At 66.1% G+C, this 13,783-nt stretch carries 15 protein-coding genes; 13 read left to right on the top strand and 2 right to left on the bottom strand.

Features of this window, described 5'->3' with window-relative positions; all coding sequences use genetic code 11:
* From ACLIKD_RS01355 to ACLIKD_RS01345, 3 genes are all read left to right on the top strand, one after another.
* Positions 1-846, top strand: a complete 846-nt coding sequence (locus tag ACLIKD_RS01355; RefSeq protein ID WP_428826859.1) for an alpha/beta hydrolase — start codon at positions 1-3, stop codon at positions 844-846.
* Between the two features lie 98 nt (positions 847-944).
* On the top strand, positions 945-1,211 hold the full coding sequence (locus ACLIKD_RS01350) for a hypothetical protein (protein WP_428826858.1): 267 nt from the start codon (positions 945-947) through the stop codon (positions 1,209-1,211).
* Between the two features lie 53 nt (positions 1,212-1,264).
* Positions 1,265-1,909: an HD domain-containing protein gene (locus ACLIKD_RS01345; protein WP_428826857.1), complete on the top strand. Its 645-nt coding sequence runs from the start codon at positions 1,265-1,267 to the stop codon at positions 1,907-1,909.
* Here the strand turns inward: ACLIKD_RS01345 and ACLIKD_RS01340 are convergent.
* Positions 1,906-2,640 (bottom strand): dinitrogenase iron-molybdenum cofactor biosynthesis protein, encoded by a 735-nt coding sequence (locus ACLIKD_RS01340; protein ID WP_428826856.1) that lies wholly within the window; start codon positions 2,638-2,640, stop codon positions 1,906-1,908. The two genes, ACLIKD_RS01345 and ACLIKD_RS01340, sit on opposite strands and share 4 nt — an antisense overlap.
* Positions 2,641-2,770: 130 nt before the next feature.
* On the opposite strand from ACLIKD_RS01340, the gene ACLIKD_RS01335 reads away from it, so the two are divergent.
* Entirely contained in the window at positions 2,771-4,438 is a 1,668-nt protein-coding gene (locus ACLIKD_RS01335; protein WP_428826855.1) for a nitroreductase family protein, read from the top strand.
* Positions 4,435-4,875 (top strand): ankyrin repeat domain-containing protein, encoded by a 441-nt coding sequence (locus ACLIKD_RS01330; protein WP_428826854.1) that lies wholly within the window; start codon positions 4,435-4,437, stop codon positions 4,873-4,875. Before ACLIKD_RS01335 ends, ACLIKD_RS01330 begins: the two co-directional genes overlap by 4 nt.
* Here ACLIKD_RS01330 and crcB read toward each other — a convergent pair.
* Positions 4,872-5,279 carry a fluoride efflux transporter CrcB gene (gene crcB, locus ACLIKD_RS01325; protein ID WP_226418521.1) on the bottom strand — a complete coding sequence of 136 codons (408 nt, stop codon included), beginning with the start codon at positions 5,277-5,279 and terminating at the stop codon, positions 4,872-4,874. The genes ACLIKD_RS01330 and crcB overlap by 4 nt on opposite strands.
* A gap of 146 nt (positions 5,280-5,425) precedes the next feature.
* Between crcB and ACLIKD_RS01320 the strand changes: the two genes are divergently transcribed.
* From ACLIKD_RS01320 to ACLIKD_RS01285, 8 genes are all read left to right on the top strand, one after another.
* Positions 5,426-7,054, top strand: coding sequence for a methyl-accepting chemotaxis protein (locus tag ACLIKD_RS01320; protein ID WP_428826853.1), 1,629 nt, complete (start codon positions 5,426-5,428; stop codon positions 7,052-7,054).
* 96 nt (positions 7,055-7,150) lie between these two features.
* Positions 7,151-8,950: a glutamine--tRNA ligase/YqeY domain fusion protein gene (locus tag ACLIKD_RS01315; RefSeq protein ID WP_428826852.1), complete on the top strand. Its 1,800-nt coding sequence runs from the start codon at positions 7,151-7,153 to the stop codon at positions 8,948-8,950.
* Complete coding sequence (locus ACLIKD_RS01310; protein ID WP_428826851.1) at positions 8,950-9,534, top strand: DUF924 family protein; 585 nt, start codon at positions 8,950-8,952, stop codon at positions 9,532-9,534. The genes ACLIKD_RS01315 and ACLIKD_RS01310 overlap by 1 nt, the downstream gene beginning before the upstream one ends.
* Before the next feature lie 4 nt (positions 9,535-9,538).
* A complete protein-coding gene (locus tag ACLIKD_RS01305) occupies positions 9,539-10,723 on the top strand; it encodes a class I SAM-dependent methyltransferase (RefSeq protein WP_226472384.1) in 1,185 nt (394 codons plus the stop codon).
* Positions 10,720-11,532 (top strand): orotidine-5'-phosphate decarboxylase, encoded by an 813-nt coding sequence (gene pyrF / locus ACLIKD_RS01300; RefSeq protein ID WP_428826850.1) that lies wholly within the window; start codon positions 10,720-10,722, stop codon positions 11,530-11,532. The genes ACLIKD_RS01305 and pyrF overlap by 4 nt, the downstream gene beginning before the upstream one ends.
* 8 nt (positions 11,533-11,540) lie before the next feature.
* Positions 11,541-12,416: a KPN_02809 family neutral zinc metallopeptidase gene (ypfJ, locus tag ACLIKD_RS01295; RefSeq protein WP_428826849.1), complete on the top strand. Its 876-nt coding sequence runs from the start codon at positions 11,541-11,543 to the stop codon at positions 12,414-12,416.
* Positions 12,417-12,420: 4 nt separating this feature from the next.
* Positions 12,421-12,960, top strand: a complete 540-nt coding sequence (locus ACLIKD_RS01290) for a protein disulfide oxidoreductase (RefSeq protein ID WP_428826848.1) — start codon at positions 12,421-12,423, stop codon at positions 12,958-12,960.
* A gap of 4 nt (positions 12,961-12,964) precedes the next feature.
* A complete protein-coding gene (locus ACLIKD_RS01285; RefSeq protein WP_428826847.1) occupies positions 12,965-13,777 on the top strand; it encodes a peptidoglycan DD-metalloendopeptidase family protein in 813 nt (270 codons plus the stop codon).
* Positions 13,778-13,783: the final 6 nt, after the last annotated feature.

Genomic DNA, 13,783 nt, shown 5'->3' with positions numbered 1-13,783 from the left:
GTGCGCGACTGCCGTCCGCTGATCCTGCTTCTTGTCGCCTGTCTGCTCAGTGCCGGCGCCTTGGCCGACAATCTGGTCCGGCGCAATATCGCCTACGGGGCCGAGGACGAGCAACGCTTTGACGTCTATGCCCCGGAGCAGGCGCGCCGCGCCCCGGTCATCTTCCTCGTGCCCGACGGTGGCGGGAGCAATGGCGACAAGGATGCGCGCCGCGTCCTCGAAAACAAGCTGGGCCGCTGGCTGCCCCGCGGCTTTGCCGTGGTTACCGTCAATTACCGGGCGGCACCGAAAGCCGGCCCTTACGAGCAGGCCAGGGATGTTGCGCTGGCCCTCGCCAAAGCCCAGGAGATGGCCGACAACTGGGGCGGCGACCGGAAGCGTTTCATCCTGATCGGCCATTCGGCGGGCGCCCATCTGATTGCGCTGCTCGCCAGCACGCCACGCTTGAGCACCGACCTGCAGACCGCCCCCTGGCTCGGCAGCATCCTGCTCGACAGCGGTGCCCTCGATGTTCCGGGCATCATGACCGGACGGCACTTCAAGCTCTACGACGAAGCCTTCGGCAGCGACCCGCACTACTGGCAAGCCACCTCGCCGTACCACCAGCTCGACCGGCGGACCGCGCCCATCCTCGCCGTCTGCTCGACGCAACGCCCGGAATCCTGTCCCCAGGCCCAACGCTTCGTCGCCAAGGCCGAGTCCTTCGGCACCCGTGCCGCGGTTCTCGCCCAGGACCTCAGCCACCGCGAGATCAGCCTGTCGCTGGGCGGCGAATCGCGCTACACGGCGGCCATCGAAGCCTTCATGCGCGGCCTCGACAAAGGGGTGGCGGCGGCCTTGCGCTAGGCGCGCTGGCACGGCAGTTGCACCGGGCCACTGAACACGGCCTTTTACGTCGACTTTCCGACAGGGCCGCCCCACTCATGCCACTGCCGGAGTCCGCCATGCCCGCCCAGCCTTCCACCCTCGACCGCCACGGCCTGCCGATCGCCCTCGGCGACCACGTGCGCATCCTCGGCATCACGCCCGACCCGGAGATGGACGAAGACGACCTCGACATGTTTACCGACATGATCGGCTCGACCTGCCTGGTCGAGCGCATCGACGACCAGGGCAACGCCTGGGTCGCCGTCTGGTGGAACGGTTTCGAAGGTCCGTTGCTGACCACCGTCGGCCTGAACCCGGGGCAGATGGAGAAAACTGCCGGTTAAGCTCGACCAAACACACTCCCGGACGAGCTAGGATGCCGGCCGAGGAGATTTTCATGGCGAATTTAGTTGAACGCGTCGCCGGGCAGGTCAAAGCCCGGTTTTTAGCCGAGAGTTCCGGACACGACTGGCACCATATCAACCGGGTTTGGCGACTGACCCGCCAGATAGCCGCCGAGGAAGGCGCCAATCAACAAATAGCGGAACTCGGTGCCTTGCTGCACGACATCGCCGACTGGAAGTTTCACGGCGGCGACGACAGCGTCGGGCCGCGCCAAGCGGCGCTGTTGCTTGGCCAGGAAGGCGCCCCGGCGAGCCTGATCGAGCCGGTCGTGGACATTGTCGCGACCATCTCGTTCAAGGGGGCCGGGGTGGCTACCGGGATGCAAACCCTGGAAGGCAAATGCGTGCAGGATGCCGACCGCCTCGACGCCATCGGGGCGATCGGCATTGCCCGCTGCTTCGCCTACGGCGGCCATGCCGGACGCCTGATGCACGACCCCGACGTGCCGCCGGTCATGCATCAGACGGCAGAGGCCTACAAGGCGTCGAAAGGCCCCAGCCTCAACCATTTCTACGAAAAGCTCTTCCTCCTGAAAGAACGGATGAACACGCCGTCCGGCCGGGCGCTCGCCGAAGCGCGCCATCAGGTGATGACCGACTTCGTCGAGCAGTTCCTCGCCGAATGGGGTGAGTCCTAGTCGTCGACCGTCGCGGCGTTGTAGTTTTTCAGACGATTCTCGGCCGCCACGCCGAGAATCTTCAGCAACCAGGGCGGCGGCGATTCGGCCATGGCCTGCTGAAAGCGGCCGATCACCTGGTCGGCCGGCCCGCCGTCCGGCAGCTTGATCGGAAAGATATCGGCGCGGATCACCTTGGCCGCGGCCGGTCCGCCGATCGAGACGACATAGACCACGTGGCAATCCTTGATCAACTGGCAGCGCCACTGATTGCGGTCCTCGGCCAGATCGGCCTCGACCGCATCGCGGATATCGACCAGCCGGCTGGCCGTCGGCGACACCTGATAGACCAGATAGCGGATGCACGAGCCAAAATGGCCGCTCAGCTTGTCGCCGCCATCCGAGGCAATGGCCACCCGGAGCGAGCCGGGCAGGTCGCCGTCGTGGTACGGCTCGATCTTCGGCAGCGAGTCGTCACCCTGCGTTTCGCCCCACAGGATGCGCACCGCCAGCTTCATCGCCTCGAGACCGATGCCGATATCCTCGCCATCCTCTTCGCCGTCGGCACTGGCAAAACCGGTTTTCAACTGGGTCACCGTCACCCGGCGCAAGTTGTCCTCGTCGATCTGTTCGCCGAGCTGGCGTTGCAACAATTCGATCAGTGCCGGCAGGCTCACCTTGGGCATGGCACGGGCCGCCAGCGCCACGCGCAGCGCGGCTTCGCGGGTAATCGGAGGTGTGGATTGTTCCATCGGTTTGCTCCTCGGTTGGGTTGGGGTTTGAACCTTCTCGCAGAGATAGTGCCAACCCAGCCAAGCCCATGATTTATAACGGGCACAAGCCTTGCTCAACAACTGCCAAACAGCAGAAAGCCCCCCAACCGTGTCGGATACCCCACAAACCATCGTCACTGGCGCCGCCGTCGTCCGCGCCTATCACGCCCGCACCAAGCACCGCTTTGAGGCTTATGCCGAAGGCCCCGGCCAGCTCGACTGGGACGCCCAGCCGGCCGCCTTCCGCCACTATGCCGGGGCGCCGCTGAGCGAGTTGCCGCTCGCCGCCGAGCGCTTCGAACGCCCCTACAGCCAACTAACGGAAGCCCCGGCAAGCCCGGTCGCCCCGGACCAGCACAGTGTCGGCGCCCTATTCGAACTGGCTTTCGGCCTTTCGGCCTGGAAAACCTGGGGCCCGAGCCGCTGGGCGCTGCGCTGCAACCCGTCGTCCGGCAACCTGCACCCGGTCGAAGCCTGGCTGTTGAGCGACGGCATCGCCGGGATCGCCAGCGGCCTGCAGCACTACGACCCCGAAAACCACGCCCTCGAAGGCCGCGCCCTGAAGCCGCCCGGGCTGGCCGCGCCCTGGCTGGCCGTCGGCCTGAGCAGCGTGATGTGGCGCGAGGCCTGGAAATACGGCGAACGCGCCTTTCGCTACTGCCAGCTCGATGTCGGCCACGCGGTCGGAGCGCTGGCCTACGCCGCCGCCCTGCTCGGCTGGGAAATTCGCCCGCTGCCGCTGGCCGCCGGACAACTGGCGCATTGCCTGGGACTGGACCGCCCCGCCGATTTCCCGCCGTCGCGCTACGCTTTTACCGAAACGGAAGAGCCGGAAATACTGCTCGCCGTGCGCGGCCCCGGCCTGTCCTTGCCGCCGCTTGGCGCGGCGCTCGCCAGTTGGCTGGACAGCGCCGACTGGCAGGGCCAGCCGAGCCGGATCGACGCCAGCCCCGGCTATCGCTGGCCGGCCATCGATCAGGTCGCCGCGGCCAGCGGCGAAGCCATCTCGCCGCCGGCTATCGCCGAATTTCCGCCCCGACCGGCCCTGCCGCCGCACATAACAGCGGCCGGGACGGCGCAATTGATCCGCCAGCGGCGCAGCGCCCAGCGTTTCGACCCCAAGTGCAGCCTGGCCAAAGCCAGTTTCTATCGCCTGCTCGACGCCCTGCTGCCGCGCCCGCAGGCGCCATGGCCGGCCCACCCGACTCCGCCGCGCATCCACCTGTTGCTCTTTGTGCTGCGCGTCGATGGCCTGCCGAGCGGCCTCTACCTGCTGCCGCGCAGCCCGGCGGCGGCGCCCGACCTGGCCGAGGCGCTGGCCCCGGCCGACCAGCGCTTTGCCGGGCGCCGGGCGGTGGCCGACTTCGACCGCGACTGCCCGGCCCACCTTGGCCTGATCCAACTGGCCGAGATGAACCTGCAGGAACTACAGCGCCTCGCCCGCTCGCTGTCCTGCCACCAGGACATCGCGGCGACCAGCGCCTTCTCGCTCGGCATGCTCGGCGAATTCGCCGACGCCACGGACAACGGTCACGGCTACCGGGAGTTGTTGCGCGAAGCCGGCCTGGTCGGCCAGGTGCTCTACCTCGAAGCCGAAGCGGCCGGAGTGCGCGGCACCGGCATCGGCTGCTTCTTCGACGACCCGGTGCATCAAGCCTTCGGTCTGAGCGGCAACCGCTACCAAAGCGTCTATCACTTCACGGTCGGCACGCCGATCAACGATGCCCGGATTGAAACCGGGCCCCCCTACCCCCAACGCCAGAAGGACCACCGATGACCCCCAGCCTCGCCGCTTTCCTCGAAGAACACGCCTTCCCGTCCGACGACCTCTCCGCGGCACAGGCTGACGGCCGGTTCACGCCGCTGATGCGGGCCGCCAAGCTGGGCCGGCGGGATATCGTCGACGAGTTGCTGGCCCACGGCGTCGATCTCGAAGCGCTCAATGCCGATGGCTGCAATGCCCTCTGGCTGGCCTGCTACAACGGCGATCACGGGCTGATCGAGCAGTTGATCGCGGCCGGCATCGCCATCGACAACCAGAACGGCAACGGCGCCACCTGCCTGATGTACGTCGCCTCGAACAGCAAGCCCGATCTGGTCAAACTGCTGCTCGAAAAAGGGGCCAACGCCAAACTGAAGAATTTCGACGACTTCACCGCGCTCGATCTGGCGGCCTCGCTGGAATGCCTGAAGCTGCTGAAAAAAGTGGCCTAGGACCAGATACGCGTCGCGCCGACGGTCAGCAAACCAAGGTAGGTAGCCGTCAGCGAACCGGCCAGATGCACCGAAGCTAGGCCGATCGCCCAGGCCGGCTGGCCGGCCAGCAGGCGTTCAACCACTTCGGCAGAAAAGGTCGAGAAGGTGGTCAGGCCACCGAGAAAGCCGGTAATTGCGAACAGCTTCCAGGCCAGCGGGAAGTGCGCGTTGAGGTGAAACAGACCGACGGCAATGCCGACCAGATAGCCGCCGAGCAGGTTGGCGGCCAGCGTGCCGAGCGGCAAAGTGATGAACAGCGGGTTCAAGGCCATGCCGAGCAACCAGCGCACCCACGCGCCGAGCGCGGCGCCGGCGCCGACCACGAAAAAGTTGAGAAAGGTGAAGTTGTGCAGCAGGCTCATGGGCAGCGATTGTAGCCGTTTGCCATGGCGCCCGCCAAAGCTGGACATCGCTACCCGCTGAGACTAGTCTGCCTGACGCTTGCCAAATAAATACAACAGCGGCCAACAAACGTAAATGGCCGCAATCAACAACACCAGGAGGAAATATGGGACTGCTCAATTTTCGGAGTCTGAAGGGCCGCTTGACCCTGTCGGTGCTGGTCGCCCTGCTCGGGCTGCTCGTTCTCGGCGCCTTTCAAATCGTCCATCTGCGCGGACAATTGCTGGACGACCGCAAGGCGATGCTGCAAACCGCCGTCGACATCGCCGTAACGACCGCCAAGGGCTTTCAGGAACAGGAAAGCCGCGGCGAACTGAGCCGCGAACAGGCCCAGAAATTGGCCAAGGATGCCCTGCGCAACATGCGCTACCAGGGCAACGAGTATTTCTATATTTACGACAGCAAGGGCATCGGGATCATGCACCCGATCCGTCCCGAATACGTCGATAAGCCGCACTGGGACCGCCAGGACAAGAGTGGTGCCTACACCGTCCGCGCCCTGGTCAACGCCGCGCTCGACAAAACCGGCTTCACGGAGACCCAGACAGCCAAGCCGGGCAGCGAAGCGATGGTGCCGAAACTCCAGCGCGTCGCGCATTTCGCCCCCTGGGACTGGGTGATCGGCACCGGTCTCTATATCGACGACCTGGACGCCCTGTTCTACCAGCAGGTACGCATTGCCGCCATCGTCATCGCGCTGATTCTGCTCAGCGTTGGCGCCGTCGCCTGGTGGATCGCCCGCCGGATTCTCGCCCAGATCGGCGGCGAACCGGCCGCTGCGCTGGCCGCGATGAACAAGGTCGCCGCCGGCGACCTGACGGTTTCGCTCGGTTCACCCGCCCGGGAAAGCCTGCTCGGCGAACTCGCCCACCTGGTCGTCGCGCTGCGCACGATGATGAGTGAAATCGCCCAGGGCGCCGGCCAGGTCACCACCTCGGCCCGCCAAATCGCCGATACCTCGGCCGAAGTCGCCCAGGCGGCGGACGCCGAAACCGAGTCCACCCAAGCCATGGCCGCCGCCATGGAGGAGCTGACCGTCTCGATCACCCACGTTTCCCAGAATGCCGACGAGACCGACCGTTTTGCCAGCGGCGCCGCCGACCTCGCCATTCAGGGCGAAAGCAGCGTCAAGACGGTGGCCGACGATATCGCGGCAATGGCCGGCACGGTGGCAAAAGCGGCCGAGCAGGTGCGCATGCTCTCCACCAACACCCAGGAAGTCGCCCGCATTGCCTCGGTGATCAAGGACATTGCCGGCCAGACCAACCTGCTGGCGCTGAACGCCGCCATCGAAGCCGCCCGGGCCGGCGAGCAGGGCCGCGGCTTCGCGGTGGTAGCCGACGAGGTACGCGTTCTCGCCGAGCGCACCGAAAAAGCCACCGTCGAAATTTCCGGGGTCGTCGAACGGATCCAGAACGAAACGCTGAATACCGCGAAAATCATGGATGCCGCACTGCCGGAAGCCGACAAGGCGCGGTCCACCGCCTGCCAGACGACCGACCTGCTACAGCGCATTGCCGAAGGCTCGCGCTCGGCCCAGGGACTGGTTCGCGAAGTCGCCGCCTCGACCCGCGAGCAGAGCGAGGCGAGTACCGCGCTGGCCCAGCAGGTCGAACGCATCGCCAACCAGGTCGAACATACCGGCGAGAGCATGAGCATCACGGCCCGTGCCGCGCAGGCCCTGCTCGGCACGGCGCAAGCCCTGAAAACCGCGACGGAACGCTTCCGGCTCTGAAATAGCGGCCGCCCTCCGCGACGGCGGGGGGCATTTTTCGCGGCCAGGCGGCCTCTGCCGGTTAAAATAGCGGGATTGAAATCAGAGGTTTCCCCCGTGAGTAGCCCCAACAAACCCGAAGTCGCTCCCGCCGCCAATTTCATCAAGAACATCGTCGAAGCCGACCTTGCCGCCGGCAAGCACGCCCAGCGCCATTGGGCCGGCCAGCCCGGCACCGCCGCCGACCAGGCCAGCGGTCCGCTCGACCCGGCCAAGATCCGCACCCGTTTCCCGCCCGAGCCGAACGGCTACCTGCATTTCGGCCACGCCAAGTCGATCCTCCTCAATTTCGGCCTCGCCCAGCAGTATGGCGGCCGCTGCCACCTGCGTTTCGACGACACCAACCCGGAGAAGGAAGACCAGGAATACGTCGACTCCATCGTCGATGCGGTGAAATGGCTCGGCTGCTCCTGGGAGAGCGCCGGCGAAACCAATCTCTACTACGCCTCCAACTACTTCGACTGGATGGCCGCCTTTGCCGAATACCTGATTTCGGCCGGCCACGCCTATGTGGATAGCCAGTCGGCCGACGAAATGCGCGCCAATCGCGGCACGCTGACCGGAGCCGGCAAGGATTCGCCGTTCCGGACGCGCAGCGTCGAGGAAAACATGGCCCTGTTCAAGCGCATGCAGGCCGGCGAATTCCCCGACGGCGCCCATATCCTGCGCGCCAAGATCGACATGAGCGCGCCCAACATCAACCTGCGCGACCCGGCGATCTACCGCATCCGCCACGCCACCCACCACAACACCGGCGACAAGTGGTGCGTCTATCCGATGTACACCTTCGCCCACCCGATCGAGGATGCGCTGGAATGCATCACCCACTCGATCTGCACGCTGGAGTTCGAGGATCAGCGGCCGTTCTACGACTGGCTGCTCGAGCGCCTGGCCGAAGGCGGCCTGCTGCAGCGCCCGCTGCCCCAGCAGATCGAATTCTCGCGGCTCAACCTGACCTACGTCGTGCTCTCCAAGCGCAAGCTGATCCAGCTGGTTGACGAAAAGCACGTCAGCGGCTGGGACGACCCACGCCTGCCGACCCTGGTCGGCGCCCGCCGGCGCGGCTATTCGGCCGAAGGTTTCCGGCTGTTCGCCGAGCGCATCGGCGTCTCCAAGCACGACTCGCTGATCGACTACGCGCTGTTCGAAGACGCCATGCGCGAAGTGATGAACGAGTCCGACCAGCGCCGCATCGCCGTGCTCGACCCGGTCAAACTGATCATCGACAACTACCCGGCCGACCAGGTCGAGGAATGCTTCGCGCCGAACCACCCGCTGCATCCGGAACTCGGCCAGCGCGCCGTGCCCTTCAGCCGCGAGCTGTGGATCGAAGGCGAAGACTTCATGGAAGTCCCGAGCAAGGGCTACCGTCGCCTGTTCCCGGGCAACATGGCCCGCCTGCGCTACGGCTATGTCGTCAAGTGCATCGGCTGCGACAAGGACGCGAATGGCAAGATTACCGCGGTGCATTGCGAATACCTGCCGGAAACCAAGTCAGGCACGCCGGGCGCCGACAGCGTCAAGGTCAAGGGCAACCTGCACTGGGTCTCCGCCGCCCAGTCCTACGCCGCCGAAATCCGTCTCTACGACCGGCTGTTCAGCGTCGCCGCCCCCGGCGCCCGGCGCGAAGGCGATGCGCCCGAACTCGAACGCAACTTCCTCGACGACCTGAACCCGGACTCCCGCCAGTCGATCACCGCCCAGCTCGAACCCTGCCTGCGCGATGCCAAGCCGGAGGAGCGTTTCCAGTTCGAGCGTCACGGCTACTTCGTCGCCGACCGCGTGGACTCCAAGGATGGCCAGCCGGTGTTCAACCGCGCCGTCACCCTTAAGGACTCCTGGGGCAAGGCCGGCTGATGAACGGCGTCGCGCCCGCCGACATCCTCGCCTTCTGGTTCGGTCGGCCGGGAGAACCGGGGCATGGCCGGCCGCGCAGCGAATGGTTTGGCAAGGATGAGGCTTTCGATGCCGCCATTCGTCACCGCTTCCTGGCCAGCGTCGAAGCGGCGCTGGCTGGCCGGCTGGGCGACTGGGCAGACGAGCCGCACGGTCTGCTGGCCCTGCTCATTCTGCTCGATCAGTTCCCGCGCAATATTTTTCGCGGCGCGGCAAGCGCTTTTGCCGGCGACGCGCGGGCGCTGCAGCTTGCCAACACGGCGCTCGACAACGGCTGGGACAGCAAGCTGAGCGCCGTCGAAAGGCTGTTTGTCTATCTGCCGTTCGAACACAGCGAGTCCTTGCCCGACCAGGAGCGTTCGCTGGCCTTGTTCGCGGCGCTGGCGGCCGAACATCCCGGCAATGAGGGATTTCTCGACTACGCCCAACGGCACCACCGGATCATCGCCCGCTTCGGCCGCTTCCCGCACCGCAATGCCGCCCTTGGCCGCTCGTCGACGCCGGAAGAGACAGATTTTCTCGCCCAGCCGGGTAGCGGTTTCTGAAGCGATGACCGCCCGTGACGTCGCCCAGCTCGGCCAGGTGTTCACGCCGCCCAAGGTCGTCGCCTTCATGCTCGACCTGTGCCGGAACTCCGGTCGGGCGCTCGAGCCGTCGGCCGGCGACGGCGCGTTCTTTCAGCACCTGCGGGCGCGCCACCCGGACAGCGTCGGCATCGAAATCGACCCCCGCGTCGCGCCGCCCGGCGCCAGCCTCGGCGACTTCTTCGCCTACCCGCTCAGCGAGCAGTTCGACACCATCGTCGGCAACCCGCCCTACGTGCGCTACCAGGACGTCGCGGCAGCGACCAAGAAACAGCTCAACTCCGAGCTGTTCGATGCGCGCAGCAACCTGTTCCTGTTCTTCATCGAGAAGAGCATCCGCCACCTCAAGCCGGGTGGCGAACTGGTCTTCATCGTGCCGCGCGAATTCATCAAGCTGACCGCCGCCAAGAAGCTCAATGCCTGGCTCTACCGGCAGGGCAGCATCACGCACTTCTTTGAGACCGGCGACGTGCGGGTATTCGATGGGGCAACCCCGAACTGCTGCATCTTCCGTTTCGAGAAGGGCCGCTTCGACCGGCAGATGGTCGACGGCCGGACCTTTACCGAAGTCGACGGGCAACTGATGTTCCTGCGCGACGATTACGGCGTGCGCTTTTCCGACGTCTTCACGGTCAAGGTCGGCGCCGTCTCCGGGGCCGACCACATCTTCACGCACGCCAAGGGCAACATGGAGTTCGTCTGCTCGAAGACCGTGGACACCGGCGAAACGCGCCGCATGCTCTACGGCATCAAGCATCCCCACCTCGACAAGCACAAGGAAGCGCTGCTCGCCCGCCGCGTCAGGACCTTCGACGAAAGCAACTGGTGGCAGTGGGGCCGCGCCTTCCCGATCAACCTGCTGCCGCGCATCTACGTCAATGGCCGGACGCGCCAGGCGGAACCTTTCTTTCTGCATGACTGCCACAGTTTCGACGGCTCGGTGCTGGCGCTGTTTACCAAAAACCAGCGCCTGCCGCGCCGCGAACTGATCGAATGCACGATGATGCTGAACAAGGAAGTGGACTGGCAGGAACTCGGCTTCGTTTGCGACGGTCGATTCCTGTTCACCCAGCGCAGCCTGCAAACCTGCCTGCTGCCCGACAAGTTTTCCCGTTTTCTCCCGTCTGCCACAGCCAAGGACGCCGCATGACCTTCACTCAAATGCTCGCCGCCACCTGGCGGAAGAACAACTCGCTGCTCTGCGTCGGTCTCGATCCCGACCCGACCAAATTCCCCGCCCACCTGAAAGGCCGGGAAGACGCCATCTTCGAGTTCTGCACCAGCATCGTCGATGCCACCGCCGACCTCGTCTGCGCCTTCAAGCCGCAGATCGCCTACTTCGCCGCCCGCCGCGCCGAAAGCCAGCTCGAAGCGCTGATCGCCCATATCCACAAAAAGCACCCGGGCATCCCGGTCATTCTCGACGCCAAGCGCGGCGACATCGGCTCGACCGCCGAGCAATACGCCATCGAAGCCTTCGAGCGCTACCAGGCCGACGCCGTGACGGTCAATCCGTACATGGGCCGCGACTCGGTCGCCCCCTATCTGGCCTACCCGAAGAAAGGCGTCATCCTGCTCTGCCGGACCTCCAACAGCGGCGGCTCCGACCTGCAGTTTCTCGATGTCGGCGGCGAAAAGCTCTATGAGCGGGTCGCCCGTCTGGTCACCACCGAATGGAACCGCAACGGCCAGTGCGCGCTGGTCGTCGGCGCCACCTTCCCGGCCGAAATCGCCCGCGTCCGCGAAATCGTCGGCGACATTCCGTTGCTCGTCCCGGGCATCGGCGCCCAGGGCGGCGACATCGAGGCCACCGTGCGGGCCGGCCGGACGGCCAACGGCACCGGCCTGATGATCAACTCGTCGCGCGCCATCCTGTTCGCCGGCCACGACGAAAACTATGCCAGCGCCGCCCGCCAGGTCGCCCTGACCACCCGCGACACGATCAATCTCTACCGCTAGGAGCGACCATGCGCTTCGATGACCAACGGGAAAGCGACAACCTCGAAGACCGCCGCGGCTCGGGCGGCGGCGGTGGCCTGAGGCTGGGCGGCGGCCGGCTGGGTATCGGCAGCATTGCCATTGCGCTGGTCGCCAGCTACTTCCTCGGCATCAATCCGCTGACCGTGCTCAACATGCTCAGCGGCGGCGGTCTGCCGGCCATCGAGCAAAGCGCACCGGAAGCCCACCGCGGACCGGCCACGGATGAAACGACGCGCTTCGTCTCGCAAGTCCTGGCCTCGACCGAAGACACCTGGCACGCCGCTTTCCAGGCCAATGGCAAGGCGTACCAGGAGCCCAAGCTGGTCCTCTTCTCGGGCGTCACGCCGACCGCCTGCGGCACCGGCCAGTCGGCGATGGGGCCGTTCTACTGTCCGGGCGACCAGAAGGTTTATATTGACCTCGTCTTCTTCCGCGAACTGAAGGAGCGCTTCAAGGCGCCGGGCGAATTCGCCCAGGCCTATGTCATCGCCCACGAAGTCGGCCACCACGTGCAGAACCTGCTCGGCATCGCCGACAAGGTGCACAACACCCAGCAGCGGGTCGGCAAGGCCGAAGCCAACGCCCTCTCGGTGCGCATGGAACTGCAGGCCGACTGTCTGGCCGGCGTCTGGGGCAAACGCACCGACACCATGAAAAACTTCCTCGAACCGGGCGACCTCGAAGCCGCGCTGACCGCCGCCTCGGCCATCGGCGACGACCGTCTGCAACAGCAGGCGCAAGGCCGCATCGTGCCGGAAAGCTTCACCCACGGCAGTTCGGCGCAACGCGTGCGGTGGTTCAAGAAAGGCTTTGAATCGGGCGACATGAACCAGTGCAACACCTTCAAGGCAGCGCAGCTGTAAGCCCTTGAGCGATCAACAAACGCCGCCCTCCGCAGCGCCTGCCAGACCACGCTGGCGCCGCTGGGCGGCGGAAGCCGCACTTTTGCTCGGGCTGTTCGTCGCCTTCCAGCTCTGGCAGGCGCGCGACACGCCGCGCGGCCCGGCCCCGCACTTCGCCGGCCAGCTACTCGACGGCCGGACCTTCGATCTGGCCGCCTGGCGCGCCCAGCATCCGGGTCAGGCCGGCCTGCTCTATTTCTGGGCCGAGTGGTGCCCGATCTGCCGGACGACGGCCGGCAACGTCAGCGCCGTCGCCGCCGACTGGCCGGTGACCAGCATCGCCGTCCAGTCCGGCGCCCCCGAACAGATCGGCAAACTGATGCAGCAGCGCGACTACCGCTGGTCCACGCTGCCAGACCCGAACGCCGCCATCCTCAAGCAATACGGTCTGCCCGGCACGCCGGCCTTCATCGTCATCAACCCGGCCGGCGACGTGCGTTTCGTTTCCGTCGGCTATACCAGTGAAATCGGCCTGCGTTTACGCTTGTGGTGGGCCAGCCGGTAACCCCATGCGCAAACTATCGACCTTCCTTCTGGCGCTCGCCCTCGCCACGCCGGCTTTGGCCCTGCCGAAAAATTCGCCGGTGCCGGGCGGCGTTGCCGTGATCGACCTCGGCCCGGCCAGCCAGCCGGTGCCGACCGCCCGCTGGGGCGACCAGCCGCTCGCCGTGGTCCGCGACAACGGCCGCTGGTTCGCGCTGTTCGGCATTCCGCTCGACACCCTGCCCGGCGAACTGGACGTTGCCGTGGCGAGCGGCGCCGGCACAACAACCAGGGCCGTCATCGTCGGCCTGAAGAATTACCCGGAACAGCGCCTGACCATCAAGGACAAGCGCAAGGTCGAACCGAATGCCGAAGACCTCGCCCGCATCGAACGCGAGCAGGCTGTCACCGCGGCCATCAAGAAGCGTTTTTCGGCGACCGCGCCGGCCACCGATTTCGCGCTGCCGGCCAGCGGCCCGCTGTCGTCACGCTTCGGCCTGCGCCGCATCTTCAACGGCCTGCCACGCAACCCGCATGCCGGACTCGATGTCGCCGTCGGCACCGGCGCCCCGGTCCAGGCGCCGGCCGATGGCGTGGTCGCCAATACCGACAATTACTTCTTCAACGGCAACACCGTGTTCATCGATCACGGCCAGGGCCTGATCAGCGCCTACATGCACCTGTCACGGATCGACGTGCGGGCCGGCCAGGCAGTGAAAAAAGGCGAACGGCTCGGCGCGGTTGGTGCGACCGGCCGGGTCACCGGCCCCCACCTGCACTGGGCGGTCATCCTGAACAACACGCCGGTCGATCCGGCGCTATTCCTGCCCGGCAACTGACGCCGG

Origin of the sequence: Azonexus sp. IMCC34842, from assembly GCF_050368855.1 — a bacterium.
In the GTDB taxonomy this organism is placed as follows: Bacteria; Pseudomonadota; Gammaproteobacteria; order Burkholderiales; family Rhodocyclaceae; genus Azonexus; species Azonexus denitrificans_A.
This window is presented reverse-complemented; position numbering and strand designations above follow the sequence as displayed.